Genomic DNA, 16,686 nt, shown 5'->3' with positions numbered 1-16,686 from the left:
TGGAGGGCCGGGCACGGTACGTACGGGGGAGAGAGCGATGGACGGGACAGGTGGCATGGTCGAGGCGGTCGAGGCCGGCGAGGTGACGCGGAGCGACGCCCTGGAGACGCTGCACCGCGTTTTCGGGTACGACGCGTTCCGCGGTGAGCAGGCCGCGGTCATCGAGCATGTGGTGGCCGGCGGGGACGCGGTCGTACTGATGCCGACCGGCGGCGGAAAGTCGCTGTGCTACCAGATCCCGGCGCTGGTCAGACCGGGTACGGGCATTGTGATCTCCCCTCTCATCGCGCTGATGCAGGACCAGGTCGACGCGCTGCGGGCGCTCGGTGTGCGGGCCGGGTTCATCAACTCCACGCAGGACTTCGGCGAGCGACGGGCGATGGAGGCGGAGTTCCTGGCCGGGGAACTGGACCTGCTGTACCTGGCGCCGGAGCGGCTGCGGCTGGACTCGACGCTGGACCTGCTGGGCCGGGGCAAGGTCTCCGTGTTCGCGATCGATGAGGCGCACTGTGTCGCGCAGTGGGGCCACGACTTCCGGCCGGACTACCTGAGCCTGTCGGTGCTGGGGCAGCGGTGGCCGGAGGTGCCGCGGATCGCGCTGACGGCGACCGCGACGCACGCCACGCACCAGGAGATCACCCAGCGGCTCGGGATGCCCGACGCGCGGCATTTCGTGGCGAGCTTCGACCGCCCGAACATTCAGTACCGGATCGTGGGGAAGGCCGACCCCAAGAAGCAGCTGCTCTCCTTCCTGCGGGAGGAGCACGCCGGGGACGCGGGCATCGTCTACTGCCTCTCGCGCAATTCCGTGGACAAGACGGCGGAGTTCCTCTGCCGCAACGGGATCGAGGCCGTGCCGTATCACGCGGGGCTCGACGGGGGGACGCGTGCGGCGCACCAGTCGCGGTTCCTGCGGGAGGAGGGGCTGGTCGTCGTGGCGACCATCGCCTTCGGTATGGGCATCGACAAGCCGGACGTGCGTTTCGTCGCGCACTTGGACCTTCCGAAATCGGTGGAGGGCTACTACCAGGAGACGGGGCGCGCCGGGCGTGACGGGATGCCGTCCACGGCGTGGATGGCGTACGGACTCCAGGACGTGGTGCAGCAGCGCAAAATGATCCAGAGCGGGGAGGGCGACGAGGCGTTCCGGCGACGTGCGGCGTCCCATCTCGACGCGATGCTCGCGCTCTGCGAGACCGCGCAGTGCCGGCGGGCGCAGTTGCTGGCGTACTTCGGGCAGGAGCCCGGGGCGTCCGCCTGCGGCAACTGCGATACGTGTCTGACCCCGCCCGAGACGTGGGACGGGACGGTGCCGGCGCAGAAGCTCCTGTCAACGGTGGTGCGGTTGCAGCGGGAGCGCAGGCAGAAGTTCGGGGCGGGGCAGATCATCGACATCCTGCTGGGCCGCAAGACCGCCAAGGTGATCCAGTTCGATCACGACCAGCTGTCGGTCTTCGGCATCGGCGAGGAGCTGTCGGAGACGGAATGGCGCGGTGTGGTGCGGCAGCTGCTGGCGCAGGGGCTGCTGGCGGTCGAGGGTGAGTTCGGCACGCTGGTGATGACGGAGGAGAGCGCGGCGGTGCTGAGCCGGGAGCGTGAGGTGCGGCTCCGAAAGGAGGCGAAGCCTGTGCCGGGTGCCCGGACCGCCGCCAAGGGCGAGCGGAAGGTGAAGGCGGCTGCCGCCAAGGCGGACCTGCCGGCGGAGGCGGTGCCGGTCTTCGAAGCGCTGCGCGCGTGGCGGGCGGAGCAGGCGCGGGAGCAGGGCGTACCGGCGTACGTCATCTTCCACGACGCGACGCTGCGGGAGATCGCTACGGTGCGGCCGGGGTCGGTGGCGGAGCTGGGTGGCATCGCCGGGCTCGGCGAGAAGAAGCTGGCCACTTATGGGGAGGGTGTGCTGGGGGTGCTGGGGGTGCTGGGGTCGCTGGGCGTCGCGGGCGTGCCTGTTGCGGTGGCTCAGGCGGGTCCGGTGGCTCCGGCGGGTCCTGCGGCGGCGGCCCCGGCCCCGGCGGGGCGGGTTGCTGACGCCGGGGCGGAATAGGACTGGGACGCGGAGCCGGACTGGGACGAGCCGGAGTAGGTCGGCTCGGGCCGCTGCGCGGGGCCTTTCCCCCACCCCGCCCCTTCCCGAACTGGGGCGCTGCCCCAGACCCCGCTCCTCAATCGCCGGACGGGCTGAGATTGCCGCAAGCGGCAAATCCAGCCCGTCCGGCGATTGAGGACACGCCCGAAGGGCGTCCCGGGGCGCAGCGGGATCCCCGGTGGGGGCTAGACCGCAGGGGCGATTCGGCCTGTTACCTCGCCGAGGCCCAGCCTCGTGCCGTGGGGGCCCGGGGCCCAGGCCGTCATCGTTACCTCGTCGCCGTCCTCCAGGAACGTGCGCTTGCCGGTGGGCAGTTCCAGCGGGTCGCGGCCGTTCCAGGTCAGTTCGAGGAGGGAGCCTCGCTGGTTCACTTCGGGGCCGCTGACCGTGCCGGAGCCGAAGAGGTCACCCGTGCGGAGCGACGCGCCGTTCGCCGTCATCTGGGCCAGCTGCTGTGCCGCCGTCCAGTACATGGTGGCGAAGGGGGGAGTGGAGACCACCTCGCCGTTGATCTTCACCTCGATGCGGATGTCGTAGCCGCCGGGCTCCTCCTCGGCCGAGTCGTCGAGGTAAGGGAGAAGGGGGACGTCGCGGGGCGGGGGCGACACGTGGGCCGCGTCCAGGGCCTCCAGAGGGGTCACCCACGCTGACACGGAAGTGGCGAAGGACTTGCCGAGGAAGGGGCCGAGCGGCACGTACTCCCAGGCCTGGATGTCCCGCGCCGACCAGTCGTTGAGGAGGAACAGGCCGAAGACGTGGTCCCGGAAGTCCGCGAGCGGGACCGGGGTGCCGTGGGCGGAAGGGGTGCCGACGACGAAGCCGACCTCCGCCTCGATGTCGAGCTTGACCGAAGGGCCGAAGACCGGGGCCGGGTCCGCCGGGGCCTTGCGCTGGCCGCTGGGGCGCACCACATCCGTACCGGACACCACAACCGTGCCGGCCCGGCCGTGGTAACCGATCGGCAGGTGCTTCCAGTTGGGGGTGAGCGCTTCGCCGTCCGGGCGGAAGATCTTGCCGACGTTCGTGGCGTGGTGCTCGCTCGCGTAGAAGTCGACGTAGTCGGCCACGTCGTAGGGGAGGTGGAGAGTGACCGCCGTGACGGGGTGCAGCAGGGGCTCAATTTCGGCGCGGTGCGCGGGGCTTGTGACCCATGCGGTGAGCGCCCGGCGTACGTCGCGCCATGCGGTGCGCCCCGCCGCGAGCAGCGGATTGAGCGACGGCTGGGCGAGCAGCGCGGCGTACGGAGAGCCCAGGGTGAGAGCGGCCGCCCCCGCGTCCAGCACATGGCCGCCGATGCGGACACCGACCCGGCGGCGCTCGGGCTCCTCCGCGGTGGAGAAGACGCCGTAAGGGAGGTTGTGCGGGCCGAAGGGGTCGCCTTCGGCAAGGTCGAGCGGGCTCTGCTCGGGCATCGGTGCTGCCTCGCTTTCCAGGTCGTGAGGAGAACACGTTACGTGGGTGTTGCCCGTGACGGCAGTGCCTAAAGAGTTCGCAATGTCCGAAAACGCCTTCCTGGAGTGGGGATCCGGCCTCACTTCGCCGGGGTTCCTCGGGCGGCACATATCAGGCGCATCGGACAGTGCGGGAGGCGACGGGAAGGCGCTCACTGTGATCGAAAGGGGACCGGATACGCTGACTTGAGTGAAGACAGCGACACATCGACAATCCGTGTGATCGTCAGCAGACAGGAGTGACCCTCGTGACCGTCGTCGGGCCGTTCGGACTGAGCGTGCGGGACCAGGCTCTTGAGACCGATGTCCAGACCGGATTGGCAGCCGTCGAGGAAGGACTGCTCGACGCTACCAAGAGCGAGGTTCCCTTCATCACGGAGGCCGCGCGGCACCTGGTCCGGGCCGGGGGCAAGCGGTTCCGGCCGCTGCTGGTCATGCTGGCAGCGCAGTTCGGTGACCCTTACGCGCCGGGCATCGTGCCCTCCGCCGTGGTCGTCGAGCTGACGCATCTGGCGACGCTGTACCACGACGACGTGATGGACGAGGCGGACGTACGCCGCGGGGTCGCCAGCGCCAACGCCCGCTGGGGCAACTCGGTCGCGGTCCTCACCGGCGACTTCCTCTTCGCGCGCGCTTCGCACATCCTGGCGGACCTCGGGCCCGAAGCCGTACGGATCCAGGCGGAGGCGTTCGAACGCCTCGTCACCGGCCAGATCCTGGAGACGGCCGGACCGCGCGAGGGCCAGGAGCCCGTCGAGCACTACCTGGACGTCATCGCGGGCAAGACCGGCTCGCTGATCGCCGTCTCGGGGCGCTTCGGCGCGATGATGTCGGGCGCCGACGAGCGCGTCGTCGACATCCTCACCCAGTACGGCGAGCGCCTCGGCACCGCCTTCCAGCTGGCCGACGACGTACTCGACATCGCGAGCGACAGCCACGAGTCCGGCAAGACGCCGGGCACGGACCTGCGTGAAGGCATCCCCACGCTGCCGGTGCTGCTGCTGCGCGCGCAGGCCGCCGAGCACGGGCGCCCGGAAGACGTCGAGCTGTGCGAGCTGCTGGACGGCGACCTCACCGACGACGCCCGGCTCGCCGAGGTGCTGCGCCGGCTGCGCGCGCACCCGGCGCTTGAGCAGGCGCGACGCGACACCATCCGGTACGCCGAGGAGGCGCGGGCCTCGCTGGCGCCCCTGCCCGAGTGCTACGCGAAGTCGGCTCTGGAGGAGCTGTGTGACGCGGTGGTGCACCGCGCGGGCTAGTGCGGTGACAGGCGTGATGTGACTCGAATCACATTGTCGCGCTGAGTCCAGGTCTGGATTCGCTCCGTATTCATGCCCAGAAGTCGTCGCAGGGGACGGCGGCACTGGAACGGGGAGATGTCCGGCTGTGGGTCGTATCGCGAAGCTTCGTACATCCAAGCGCGTCATCAGCACCACCGCGGTCGCGGCAGCGGCGGGCGTTATGCTCGCCGCGATTCCGGCCGTCGCATCCGAGAGGGACAGCGGCGACGCGTCGTACTTCGTGGCCAGTCTGAGGGGTGCGAACGAGGTGCCTGTCCAGGGCGGTCCCGCCACCGGCGACAGGGACGGCGCCGCGCTGGAGTTCGTCAAGGTCCAGGGCCGCACGGTGTCGTTCGCCGTGACGTGGCGCGGTACCGACAAGCCGACCGCGCTCCACGTCCACCAGGGCGGCAAGGGCGTCAACGGTGGCCTCAAGATCGACTTCACCGAGCAGCTCGGGAAAGGCAAGGCGCGGACCGCGACCGGGTCGGTCCAGGTCGCGGACACGGACGCGGCGGTGCTGAAGGCCTTCACGTCCGACCCCGCGGGTTTCTACGCCAATCTGCACACCGCCGAGTTCCCGGGTGGTGCGGTGCGCGGTCAGTTCCACAGGGTCACCAACGGCTTCCACTTCGACCGCGCGTTGAGCAACTTCCAGGCGCCGGTCGTCAAGGGCGAGCAGATCTACGAGTGCAAGACGGGGACGGACGGCAAGAGTTCGTTCCAGCAGCGTGACGTACGGGCCGTGCTCGCCGGCGGTATCGCGCATTCCTTCGTACGGCCGAACTCCGGTACGCCGCAGTGGATCGCCCATGACCGTAGCGCGGTCACCGGCTCGCTCATCAGCAAGAGTGCGAACGGTGCCGGCAACATCCCGGAACTCGACCTCCAGGCCAAGCGGTCCGGCAAGAAGCACGGGCTCTTCGCGCACACGACCGAGATCCTGCGGCTCAACACGGTGGGTGGCGTGGCGCCGGCCGGCGACTGCGAGGCGGGCTCCCTGGCGGCCGTTCCGTACCAGGCGGACTACGTCTTCATCCAGCGCTGACTTCCGCTCCCCGCCCCTACGCGGCTCAGGAGGCCCGGGTGTGGTGGTCCAGCAGGCGAGTGAGCAACTGCGTGAACTGGTCGCGTTCGGCCGGACTCAGCGGCGTGAGCAGTTCGTCGTGGAGGTCGTCCAGGACCTTGTCGAGGAGGCGTAGGTGACGGCGGCCCTGGGCGGAGATCGTGATGATGTTGCGGCGCCGGTCGTCGGGATCCGGTGCCCGCTCGACGAGGTCACGCTCGGCCAGTTCGTTGAGCACGCCGACCATGTCGCTGCGGTAGATGCCGGAGCGCCTGCTCAGCTCCGCCTGGCTGCCCGGCCCGTACTCCTGCAGTGAGGCGAGCACGGCGTAGTGCCACTTGCGGGCGTCGGCCCGGGCCAGTCCCTCGGCGATCAGCCGATCGGACCGCATGGTCAGCTGCGACAACAGTCGGCTCGCCCGCCGACGCAGCCTGTCGGGCGTCTTGGGCTCGCCGTCGCCAGGCATGTCCGCGGCTTCGGTTCTGGTCATGGAGCCCATCCTATCCGTTGCGTTAGTCCCACTAACGATGTACGGTCACTCGCGCCGAAAACGTTAGTGAGATAAACGTTTATCGAGTGAACTCCAAGGAAGGAAGACCTTGCCCACCAGGACACTGCGGATCCCCACCACGGACGGCCAGGCGGACGCTTTCGCCGCCTATCCCGACCACGGCGAGCAGCACCCGGGAGTGCTGCTGTACGCGGACGCCTTCGGCGTGCGGCCCGTGCTGAAGGAAATGGCCCGCGAACTGGCCGGGCACGGGTACTACGTGCTCGTCCCCAACCTCTACTACCGGCACGGCCCGGCACCAGTGATCGAACTTCCCGCGCACATCGGAAAAGAGATCCGCCCCGCGGTCATCGCCCAGCTGATGCCCTTGATCGAGGCGCACACCACCGAACGGGTCCTGCGCGACGCCGGCGCCTACATCGGCTTCCTCACCACCCAGCCCGCGGTCGGCGCCGGACCGGTAGCCGCGATCGGCTACTGCATGGGCGGAGGCCTGGCGATGCGCACCGCAGCGGCCCACCCCGACCAGGTGGCCGCCGTCGCCGGATTCCATCCCAGCCCCCTGGTCACCGACGCGCCCGACAGCCCGCACCGCCTCTTCCTCAAGCTCACCGCCGAGGTCCACCTGGGCCTAGCCGAAGGCGACATGACGTCCGAGACCATCAGCGAGCTCAACCAGGCCCTGGATGCCGCAGGGGTCGACCACACCTCCGAGATCTACCCCGGCACCGTCCACGGCTTCACCATGTCCGACACCGACGCCCTCAACCCCTCCGCACTGCAGCGCCACTGGGACCGCCTGCTCGCCCTCCTCGACCGCACCCTGGGCAACAGCTGAGGCTCCGCCAGGATGGCAACTGGATGCAAGGGGCAATCGGCGTCTCCTCTCCCTCGCGGGGTAGGCGCCGACGCCGTGTGTCATCCCTTAGCAGTACAGGAGTTGAGCCCGGGGTCTGACGCTTCCTGGCCGCCGTTTTGGTCAGATTGGGACCACCACTCCCCACCAATTCGGGTGAGAATGGCGGCGCGGGGTGGACGAGTGCAATGGACGGCGGCCGCCAACCACGGAGGTAGAGCACACATGGCACCGAACGACAGCGCACAGACCACCGAGGGCAGGAACACCTTTGCCGCGGGCCGCCGGAGGGCCGCGCGCTACATCGTTCCCGTCGCGGTGGCGGGGGTGGCGGCGGCGACCATCGGGCTCGTCCCGGCGCTCGCCGACTCCGGCGATCCGGAACTGCCGAAGATCACTGCTCAGCAGCTGATCGAGAAGATCGCGGCGTCGGACACCCAGCAGCTCTCCGGAACGGTGAAGATCAACAACGACCTGGGCATTCCGTCGCTCGGCGGCCTCGCCGGAAGTCTGGCGCCGAAGGGCGAGACCGACGGTGCGGGTTCGTCGGCCGATCCGCAGGCCAAGCTGATGGAACTCGCCTCCGGTACGCACACCCTGCGCGTCGCGGCCGACGGCCCCGACAAGCAGCGGGTGTCGATCCTGGACGACACCGCGGAGTACAGCCTGATTCACAACGCCGGCGAGGTCTGGGCGTACGACAGTGCCTCGAACGAGGCGTTCCACACGAAGGCGCCCGCTGACTCCCAGGACCTGGGGAAGCACGAGAAGGCCCCTGAGGCGGTTCCGGCGACCCCTAAGGGTCTGGCCGAGGAAGCGCTGAAGGCCGCGGACGACACCACATCGGTGACGGTCGACGGTACGGCGCAGGTCGCGGGCCGGGACGCGTACCAGCTGCTCATCAAGCCCAAGCAGTCCGGTTCGACCATCGGGTCCATACGGGTCGCGGTCGACGCGCAGAACGGCGTACCGCTCAAGTTCACGCTCACGCCGAGCAGCGGCGGCAAGGCCGTGATCGACGCGGGCTTCACGAAGGTCGACTTCGCGAAGCCGTCCGCGGACACCTTCACGTTCAGCCCGCCCAAGGGCGCGAAGGTGACCGAGGGGGACGACGAGCTGAAGTCCCAAGAGAAGGACTTCGAGAAGGAGTTCAAGGGTGACGCCGACCTGAAGGACTTCGGAGGGCTCAACGTCATCGGCAAGGGCTGGACCTCGGTCGCCGAGATCTCGTCCCCCGGCGGCGAAGCAGGTGACGGCGCCGGCTCCAAGGCGCCCGAGAAGGGCGACGTACCGCCGGAGGCGCAGCAGTTCCTGGACGCGCTGGGTGACAAGGTGTCCGGCAAGTTCGGCTCGGGCACGGTCTTCAAGACCCGTCTCGTCAACGCCCTGATGACGGACGACGGCAAGGTGTACGTCGGCGCCGTCACCCCCGACGCGCTGGTCCAGGCCGCCAACGCGGCCAAGTAGGCGGAGCCGGGACGCAGGGGCTGTCCGCCGTGGGTGGTGAGGCCGTGATCGGCACACGTGGGCTCACGAAACGTATCCGCGGCGGGCAGCTTGCGCCGTCGACGGCCCAATGGCTCGGGGAAGACGGCCCGGCCCCCCGCCGGGGCCGGGCCGTACAGGAAGCGGCCTGGATCAGAAGGTGAGCTTCCAGCTGTCGATGTAGCCCGTGTCCTGCGCGGCGATGTCCTGGACCCTGAGCTTCCAGCTGCCGTTGGCCGGCTCGCTCGACGCGTCCACCGTGTAGGTGGCGATCACGTTGTCCGCCGAGTCGCTGCTGCTGGAGCTCTTCAGCCGGTACGCCGTCCCGTCGGGCGCGAGCAGGTCCACCACCAGGTCACCGCGCCAGGTGTGCTTGATGTCCACGCCCACCTTGAGCGCGGCCGGGGCATTGCCCGTACGGCCGGAGACGGTGACGGAGGAGGTGACGGGCGCGCCGTTGTCCGGGACGGCGACGTCGGTGGTGTTCTCGTGTACGTCGCCGGGCGGGACGGTCGGCCCGGTGCCCAGCGTCCAGATGGCGTGGGCGATCGCGTCGCTGTTGCGGTCCAGGGCGGTGTCGTTGATGTTCGCCGTGGTGTCGCAGGAGGAGTGGTAGCAGCGGTCGAAGGCCGTACCGGCGGTGCCGCCCCACTTCTGGGCCTGGGCGCTCGTCTTCGTACGGCTGGCGCCGGTGAAGAGGCCGCCGACCGGTATGCCCACGTTCTTGAAGTTCGCGTGGTCGGAGCGGCCGTCGCCCTCGGTCTCGATCTCGGTCGGGACGCCGAGGCCCGCGTAGTAGTCCTTGAAGGTCTTCTCGATGGCGGGGTCGTCGTCGTAGACGAAGTAGCCGGGGTTCGGCGAGCCGATCATGTCGAAGTTGAGGTAGCCGGAGAACTTCGAACGCTCTGTGGTGGGCAGGCTGTTGACGTACGCCTTTGAGCCGACGAGGCCGAGTTCCTCCGCGCCCCACCAGCCGAACCGCAGGTGCTTTGTGGGCTTGAGCTGGGCGCGGGAGACGGCCAGCGCGGTCTCCAGGACGGCGGCGGAGCCCGACCCGTTGTCGTTGATGCCGGGGCCCGAACTGACCGAGTCGAGGTGCGCGCCGGCCATCAGGATCTGGTTCGGGTCGCCGCCCGGCCAGTCGGCGATCAGGTTGTAGCCGGTCGCGCCGCTGGAGGTGAACGTCGTGACGGAGGTGGTGAATCCGGCGGCGTCCAGCTTCGCCTTCAGGTAGTCGACGGAGGCCTTGTAGCCGGGGCGGCCGTGTGCGCGGTTGCCGCCGTTGGCGGTGGCTATCGACTGGAGCTGGGTGAGGTGGGCCTTGACGTTGGCCACGGGTATGTCGGGGACGGCGAGCGCCGCGGCCGGGGTGGCGGCGGAGGAGGGCGCGGTGGCGGCGACCAGACCGGTGAGGGCGAGGGCGACGGCTGCGGCGGTGGCTCTGGCTGTGCGTCTGGGGCTGGAGAGGTTCATGTGGGGGCTCCGGATTCCGTACGGGGACAGACGGAACGTGCGAGACGCCCCTCGACGCGGGTGGCGGCGCGGGGCGTTGGAGCTGTTGGAGCTGTTCGTGCATGCGCTGTGCGTGAGCTACGCGTGAGCTGTGCGTGCTGAATGTTCAGGGAGAGCTTGACTCTGCGTCAAGAGCGGAAACCGGTCATCGACGTTCGGATACCGGACGGCGCGCGAGGTGGAGAGACCGCCGCGCCCTGGTCGGTCAGGGCGGCAGCCGCGGACGCGGTGAGTCGGTGCTCGGGAGGGGGCGGCGGCGTGGTGCAGGCCCCCGCGCCGGCGAGAAAGGCGAACGCGGCGAGTGCCGCGGCGGCCGGGCGTATGACGTCCTTCATCAGGTCCCCCGTCGGTCGGTCGAACTGGTCAATCGACCATGCCGCCCGGCGGGGTAGGCCAACCCCGACTTGAGCCAAGTCAGAGCTTTCTCGTACGTGTCGTGCGGGGCGTACGCGTCGTCCGGATGCCGGACGGCGACCGGATCCCGCCATGCGCGGCGGGTTAGTAAGTCGGCCTAGACGCACGGGAGTTGGCGACGACGCGAGCATCCCGACACGGTGTCATGCTAACCAGTTATAGTGGTTATGTGATGGAGCCCGCGACGGACATGCCCGGACTGATCCTGCGCACGCCGGAGGGTCGCCCGTTCCTCTTCGATCCGGGCGCCCTCTGCCTTGAGTTGCTGCCGACCGGAGGCCCTGGGCTGCTTGCCCGCTACGAGGTGCTGCACAAGCCGGCCGATCTGGTGCGCTGGGCGGAGCGGAGCAGGCTCCCGGACGCCCTCTGCCCGGCCGTGAGCGCGAGCGAGCTCGCGGACGCGCGCGCCCTGCGCGACGCGCTCCACCGGCTGGCCGCCGACCGCGCCCACGGCCGGGCGCTGGCCGCCGCCGACCTCGACGTGGTCAACGAGCGGGCGGCGCGGGAGCCGTTGGCCGCCCGTATCGACATCGGTACGGGCGTGGGCGCCGTACGCGCGTGGGTGCCCGGCGCCACGGGGACCCAGCTGCTGTCGACGGTGGCCCGCGACGCGATCGACCTGTTCACCGGTCCGTACGCCCACCGCATCCGCGAATGCGGCTCGCACGACTGCTACTTGCTCTTCGTCGACACCTCGCGCCCCGGCCGCCGCCGCTGGTGCGCGATGGAACGCTGCGGAAACCGCAACAAGGCGCGTGCCCACCGGGCCCGCCGGAGCGACGTCGGCCGAGTCGCGCTCGCTGAGTGAATCAGTTCGCGGCCGTGGCGGCGGCGGGCGCCGCTTCCTCGTCGGCCGCCGTACGGGCGTCGTAGTCCGCGCGGGCAGCCGCGATCTCGTTCTGGTGCTGCTCGGTCCACGTGACCAGTGAGCGGATCGTCGTGTGCAACGTGGCCCCGAGCGGAGTGAGTTCGTACTCCACGCGCGGCGGCACCACCGGATGGACCGTGCGCTTGACGAGCCCGTCGCGCTCCAGCTGGCGCAACGTCACCGTCAGCATGCGCTGACTGATGCCGTCGATCTTGCGCCGCAGCTCGGTGAAGCGCAGCACGTGGCTGTCGAGCAGCGCGATGACCAGCAGCGACCACTTGTCGGCCACGCGGTCGAGGATCTGGCGGACCTCGCAGTCCTCGCGGGTGTCCCACTGGAAGGGGTCGGTGTCGCCGTACGCCCCCTGGGAGTCGGTGACTTCGCAGTAACTCGGTGACTTCAAAGTGCCTTCTTCCATAGGTCGTGATGCTGCCTCAGGATGCCAATGGTTACAAGAGAGAACTGACCGGCATTCCGATAACTGACTTGATGTGAGGGGTCACCACCCATGACTCGACGCGCCTGGGCACTGCTACTCGTACTCTGCGGCACCATCTTCCTCGAAGGCATCGACGTCGCCATGCTGTCGGTGGCCGTGCCGTCCATCAGATCCGACCTGGAGCTGCCGACCGGCACCGCGGTGTGGGTGATGAGCGCGTACGTCCTCGGATACGCCGGATTCACCCTGCTCGGCGGGCGCGCGGCGGACCTGTTCGGCAGACGGCGGATGTTCCTCACCTGGCTCACGGTCTTCCTCGGCTTCTCCACGCTGGGCGGGTTCGCGACCGAGGGCTGGATGCTGATCGTCGCCCGCTTCGTGACGGGCGTGGCGGCGGCCTTCATGACTCCGGCCGCGATGTCGATCATCACCACGTCGTACGAGGAGGGTCCGCAGCGCAACAAGGCCCTGCTCGTCTTCGCCGGCACGGCCGCAGGCGGGTTCACGCTCGGCCTGGTCATCGGCGGGCTGCTGACCCAGCTCGGCTGGCGGTGGGTGTTCTTCGCACCGGTGCTGCTGGGCGGGCTCATCCTGATCGCGGCGCTGCGGCTGCTCCCGGCGGAGGCGCGGCCGGCCCGCCGCAGCGGCGCCTTCGACCTGGCCGGTGCGGCGACGGCCGCCGGGGCGATGCTGCTGCTGGCGTACGCGATCGTACGGCTGGAGCACGGCTTCGACGGCTGGTGGTTCACGGCCTGCGCGGTGGCCGCGGGGCTGCTGCTCGCGGCGGCGTTCGTCGCGATCGAGCGCCGCTCGGCCGCGCCGCTCGTACGGCTCGGCATTCTGCGCAAGGCGTCGATGGTCCGCGCCGACCTGGGGGCGCTGCTCTTCGTCGGCTCCTTCTTCGGCTTCCAGTTCATGGTCACCCTCTACCTGCAGGAACTGCGCGGCTGGTCCTCGCTGGAGACGGCGCTGGCCCTGGTGGTCATGGGCACGGACGCGGTGCTGGCGCCGACGCTGACGCCGCGCCTGGTCAACCGGTTCGGCAACGCGCGGGTGATCTTCGGTGGCTTCCTGCTGGCGATCGTGTCGTACGTGCTGTTCCTGCCGGTGGGGCTGCACTGGTCGTACGCCGCGATGCTGCCGACGCTGTTCCTGACGGGCACGGCGTTCGCCCTGGCGTACGGGCCGCTCACGATCGCCGCGACGGACGGCATCGAAGAGAGCGAGCAGGGTGTCGCGGGCGGACTGCTCGCAACCGCGACGCAGTTCGGCTCCGCGGTCGGGATCTCGGCGGTGACGGCGGTGTACGGCCTGGTGGCGGCGGGCGGTGACGGCTCGCCGGAGTCGACTCTCAGCGCGTTCCGGGCGGCGCTGACGGTTCCGGTGGCGATGGTGGTGGTGGGCGCGGCGATCACGGCGTTCGGCTTGCGGGGGCGGCGGGGTGGGCGACTGGTGGAGCCCGTTGATCTCGGCACCGCCGCCCAGGCCCGGCCCGGGTCGGTTCCGGTGGCGTAGGGCGGGGCCCTGCCGGGGGCTTTCCGGACTGGGGCTCCGCCCCAGACCCCGCTCCTCAAACGCCGGAGGGGCTGGAGGGTGCCGCTGAGCGGCAACTTTCAGCCCGTCCGGCGTTTGAGGACACGCCCGAAGGGCGTCTGTGTGGTCTGGGGGCTGGGGCTTGCCCCGGTTCGGGAAGGGGCGGGGTGGGGAACAGCCCCGCAGGGCCGCCCCCGCCTCAGCGGGCCGACTTGGCCGCCGGCGCGGGTTCAGACGCCGGGCCCGCAGCGCTGGGCAAGCCACCCGCACCCGCGCCGGTCAACGCGACGGCAGCCAACCGGCCCGCCTCCCACCGCCCCCGCCGAGCCGTCCGCAGCGCATCCCACGTGAGCAGTGCCAGCGCCGCCCAGACGAGCGAGAAGCCCGCCCACCGCTCCGGCGGCATCGCCTCGTGGAAGTACAGGACACCCAGCCCGAACTGGAACATCGGTGCGAGGTACTGCAACAGCCCCAGCGTCGACAGCGGCACCCGTATCGCCGCCGCGCCGAAGCACACCAGCGGCGCGGCGGTCACGATGCCGGTGGCGGCGAGCAGCGCCGCATGGCCCGCCCCCTGTGCACCGAAGGTGGCACCCCCGTGCGAGCCGATCCACAGCAGATAGCCGAGCGCGGGCAGGAACTGGATGGCGGTCTCGGCGGCCAGCGATTCCACGCCGCCGAGGTTGACCTTCTTCTTGATCAGGCCGTACGTCGCGAACGAGAACGCCAGGATCAGGGAGATCCACGGCGGCTGCCCGTATCCGATGGCCAGTACGAGCACCGCCGCGAAGCCGATCCCGACCGCCGCCCACTGCGCCGGCCGCAGACGCTCCTTCAGCAGCAGGACACCCATGGCGATGGTGACCAGCGGATTGATGAAGTAGCCGAGGGACGCTTCGACGACCTGGCCGTTGTTGACGGCCCAGATGTACAGGCCCCAGTTGACGGTTATGACGGTCGCGGCGACGGCGATGAGCCCCAGCCTGCGAGGCTGACGGACCAGCTCCCCGATCCACGCCCACCGGCGTACCGCCACCAGCACGACGCCGACGACAGCCAGCGACCAGACCATCCGGTGCGCCAGGATCTCCATCGCGCCGGCGGGCTTGAGGAGGGGCCAGAACAGGGGCACGAGGCCCCACATCCCATAGGCGCCGATGCCGTACAGCAACCCCGACCGCTGTTCGTTGACCGACTTCACTGGCCCTCCCGACCCGCACACATCATCGTGCTGACGGTAGCGCCGACCCGGCCCATGTGTCATGCCCATATTTCAATACGGTCATTACATCTCGCGCAGAGAGACAAAAGCAGGGAGACACAAAAGGAGGGGCGCCCGGTCCCTCAGGACCGGGCGCCCCTCCTGTCGGCAACAGCGCCGTGTCAGCCGACGACGGTCCACGTGTCATTGCCCGCCAGCAGCGCACTCAGATCGCCCTTGCCGTTCTGCTCGATCGCGGTGTCGAGCTGGTCGGCCATCAGCGTGTCGTAGACCGGCCGCTCGACGCTGCGCAGCACCCCGATGGGCGTGTGGTGCAGCGTGTCCGGGTCGGCGAGGCGCGAGAGCGCGAACGCCGTCGTGGGCGACGCGGCGTGCGCGTCGTGGACCAGGATCTGCGACTCGTTGTCGGCGGTCACCGCGACGACCTTCAGATCGCCGGTGGCCGCATCCCGTACGACACCCCTCGATCCCTCGGCCCCGAAGCGGATCGGCTGCCCGTGCTCCAGCCGGATCACGGCTTCCTCGGCCTGCTCCTTGTCCTTGAGGACCTCGAACGCGCCGTCGTTGAAGATGTTGCAGTTCTGGTAGATCTCCACCAGCGCGGTGCCGGGGTGGTCGGCGGCCTGCCGCAGCACCTCGGTGAGGTGCTTGCGGTCGGAGTCGACCGTACGGGCGACGAAGCTGGCCTCCGCGCCGATCGCCAGCGACACCGGATTGAAGGGCGCGTCGAGCGAGCCCATCGGCGTCGACTTGGTGATCTTCCCGAGCTCGGACGTCGGGCTGTACTGGCCCTTGGTCAGCCCGTAGATCCGGTTGTTGAACAGCAGGATCTTCAGGTTGACGTTGCGCCGCAGGGCGTGGATCAGATGGTTGCCGCCGATCGACAGCGCATCACCGTCACCCGTCACCACCCACACGCTCAGGTCACGCCGCGACGAGGCGAGGCCGGTCGCGATCGCCGGGGCGCGGCCGTGGATCGAGTGCATCCCGTACGTGTTCATGTAGTACGGGAAGCGGGACGAGCAGCCGATCCCGGAGACGAAGACGATGTTCTCCTTCGCCAGCCCGAGCTCGGGCATAAAGCCCTGCACGGCGGCGAGGACCGCGTAGTCACCGCAACCAGGGCACCAGCGCACTTCCTGGTCGGACTTGAAGTCCTTCATCGACTGCTTGGCCTCGGCCTTGGGGACCAGCGAAAGCGTCTCGTTCGCCTTAGGCATCGTTGGCCTCCTTGAGAGCCGTGGCGAGCTGCTCGGCCTTGAACGGCATTCCGTTGACCTGGTTGTACGAGTGGGCGTCGACCAGGTATCTGGCTCTGAGCAGGGTGGCCAGCTGTCCGAGGTTCATCTCGGGCACGACCACTTTCTCGTAACGCCCCAGGACCTCACCGAGATTCCGGGGGAACGGGTTGAGGTGGCGCAGGTGAGCCTGCGCGACGGTCGTCCCGGCCGCGCGCAGCCGTCGTACGGCGGCCGTGATCGGCCCGTACGTCGAGCCCCAGCCCAGCACCAGCGTCCTGGCGCCGTCGGGATCGTCGACCTCCAGGTCCGGGACCTCGATGCCGTCGATCTTGGCCTGGCGGGTGCGGACCATGAAGTCGTGGTTGGCCGGGTCGTACGAGATGTTGCCGGTGCCGTCCTGCTTCTCGATGCCGCCGATACGGTGCTCCAGGCCCGGCGTGCCGGGCACCGCCCACGGACGCGCCAGCGTCCGCGGGTCGCGCTTGTAGGGCCAGAAGACCTCGGTGCCGTCGGCGAGCTCGTGGTTCGGGCCGGTCGCGAACTGCACGCGCAGGTCCGGCAGCTCGTCGATCTCCGGGATCCGCCACGGCTCGCTGCCGTTGGCCAGGTAGCCGTCGGAGAGCAGGAACACCGGCGTCCGGTACGTCAGCGCGATCCGGGCCGCGTCCATGGCCGCGTCGAAGCAGTCGGCGGGGGTCCTCGGCGCCACGATCGGCACCGGGGCC

General features: G+C 69.7%; 14 protein-coding genes and 1 pseudogene. 7 read left to right on the top strand and 8 right to left on the bottom strand.

Annotated elements, in window-relative coordinates:
• Positions 1-37 precede the first annotated feature (37 nt).
• Complete coding sequence (gene recQ / locus J7E96_RS27970; RefSeq protein ID WP_215135097.1) at positions 38-2,041, top strand: DNA helicase RecQ; 2,004 nt, start codon at positions 38-40, stop codon at positions 2,039-2,041.
• Positions 2,042-2,268: 227 nt separating this feature from the next.
• On the opposite strand, the gene fahA is transcribed toward recQ, so the two are convergent.
• On the bottom strand, positions 2,269-3,495 hold the full coding sequence (gene fahA / locus J7E96_RS27965) for a fumarylacetoacetase (protein WP_215135095.1): 1,227 nt from the start codon (positions 3,493-3,495) through the stop codon (positions 2,269-2,271).
• A 287-nt stretch (positions 3,496-3,782) separates the two neighbouring features.
• Between fahA and J7E96_RS27960 the strand changes: the two genes are divergently transcribed.
• Together J7E96_RS27960 and J7E96_RS27955 are read left to right on the top strand one after the other, a co-directional pair.
• The gene (locus J7E96_RS27960; RefSeq protein ID WP_215135093.1) at positions 3,783-4,793 is read left to right on the top strand and encodes a polyprenyl synthetase family protein; all 1,011 of its coding nucleotides are present in this window, start codon (positions 3,783-3,785) and stop codon (positions 4,791-4,793) included.
• Positions 4,794-4,920: 127 nt separating this feature from the next.
• Positions 4,921-5,862 carry a CHRD domain-containing protein gene (locus J7E96_RS27955; protein ID WP_308296173.1) on the top strand — a complete coding sequence of 314 codons (942 nt, stop codon included), beginning with the start codon at positions 4,921-4,923 and terminating at the stop codon, positions 5,860-5,862.
• Positions 5,863-5,887: 25 nt separating this feature from the next.
• Here J7E96_RS27955 and J7E96_RS27950 read toward each other — a convergent pair whose 3' ends face one another.
• Positions 5,888-6,370, bottom strand: coding sequence for a MarR family winged helix-turn-helix transcriptional regulator (locus J7E96_RS27950; protein ID WP_215135091.1), 483 nt, complete (start codon positions 6,368-6,370; stop codon positions 5,888-5,890).
• Between the two features lie 109 nt (positions 6,371-6,479).
• Here J7E96_RS27950 and J7E96_RS27945 point away from each other — a divergent pair, with 109 nt between their 5' ends.
• Together J7E96_RS27945 and J7E96_RS27940 are read left to right on the top strand one after the other, a co-directional pair.
• Positions 6,480-7,229: a dienelactone hydrolase family protein gene (locus J7E96_RS27945; RefSeq protein ID WP_215135089.1), complete on the top strand. Its 750-nt coding sequence runs from the start codon at positions 6,480-6,482 to the stop codon at positions 7,227-7,229.
• Positions 7,230-7,472: 243 nt separating this feature from the next.
• Positions 7,473-8,714: a DUF2092 domain-containing protein gene (locus J7E96_RS27940; RefSeq protein ID WP_215135087.1), complete on the top strand. Its 1,242-nt coding sequence runs from the start codon at positions 7,473-7,475 to the stop codon at positions 8,712-8,714.
• 171 nt (positions 8,715-8,885) lie between these two features.
• Here J7E96_RS27940 and J7E96_RS27935 read toward each other — a convergent pair whose 3' ends face one another.
• On the bottom strand, positions 8,886-10,205 hold the full coding sequence (locus tag J7E96_RS27935; protein WP_215135085.1) for a M28 family peptidase: 1,320 nt from the start codon (positions 10,203-10,205) through the stop codon (positions 8,886-8,888).
• Between the two features lie 167 nt (positions 10,206-10,372).
• Positions 10,373-10,579, bottom strand: coding sequence for a hypothetical protein (locus J7E96_RS27930; protein ID WP_215135083.1), 207 nt, complete (start codon positions 10,577-10,579; stop codon positions 10,373-10,375).
• Positions 10,580-10,830: 251 nt separating this feature from the next.
• On the opposite strand from J7E96_RS27930, the gene J7E96_RS27925 reads away from it, so the two are divergent.
• On the top strand, positions 10,831-11,466 hold the full coding sequence (locus J7E96_RS27925) for an ABATE domain-containing protein (protein ID WP_251070551.1): 636 nt from the start codon (positions 10,831-10,833) through the stop codon (positions 11,464-11,466).
• Position 11,467: 1 nt separating this feature from the next.
• Here the strand turns inward: J7E96_RS27925 and J7E96_RS27920 are convergent, their stop codons facing one another.
• The gene (locus J7E96_RS27920) at positions 11,468-11,944 is read right to left on the bottom strand and encodes a helix-turn-helix domain-containing protein (protein WP_215135079.1); all 477 of its coding nucleotides are present in this window, start codon (positions 11,942-11,944) and stop codon (positions 11,468-11,470) included.
• Between the two features lie 90 nt (positions 11,945-12,034).
• Here J7E96_RS27920 and J7E96_RS27915 point away from each other — a divergent pair, with 90 nt between their 5' ends.
• The gene (locus J7E96_RS27915) at positions 12,035-13,480 is read left to right on the top strand and encodes an MFS transporter (RefSeq protein ID WP_215135077.1); all 1,446 of its coding nucleotides are present in this window, start codon (positions 12,035-12,037) and stop codon (positions 13,478-13,480) included.
• Between the two features lie 217 nt (positions 13,481-13,697).
• Here the strand turns inward: J7E96_RS27915 and rarD are convergent, their stop codons facing one another.
• From rarD to J7E96_RS27900, 3 genes and pseudogenes are all read right to left on the bottom strand, one after another.
• Entirely contained in the window at positions 13,698-14,699 is a 1,002-nt protein-coding gene (gene rarD, locus J7E96_RS27910) for an EamA family transporter RarD (protein ID WP_215135074.1), read from the bottom strand.
• A gap of 182 nt (positions 14,700-14,881) precedes the next feature.
• Positions 14,882-15,940, bottom strand: coding sequence for a 2-oxoacid:ferredoxin oxidoreductase subunit beta (locus J7E96_RS27905; RefSeq protein WP_215135072.1), 1,059 nt, complete (start codon positions 15,938-15,940; stop codon positions 14,882-14,884).
• Positions 15,933-16,686: pseudogene (locus J7E96_RS27900) on the bottom strand (2-oxoglutarate ferredoxin oxidoreductase subunit alpha); the annotation flags it as partial. The pseudogene J7E96_RS27900 and the gene J7E96_RS27905, both read right to left, overlap by 8 nt.

The organism is Streptomyces sp. ISL-96, assembly GCF_018614035.1.
In the GTDB taxonomy this organism is placed as follows: Bacteria; Actinomycetota; Actinomycetes; order Streptomycetales; family Streptomycetaceae; genus Streptomyces.
Note: the sequence above shows the minus strand (reverse complement) of the source record. Positions and strands in the feature narration are given on the sequence as shown.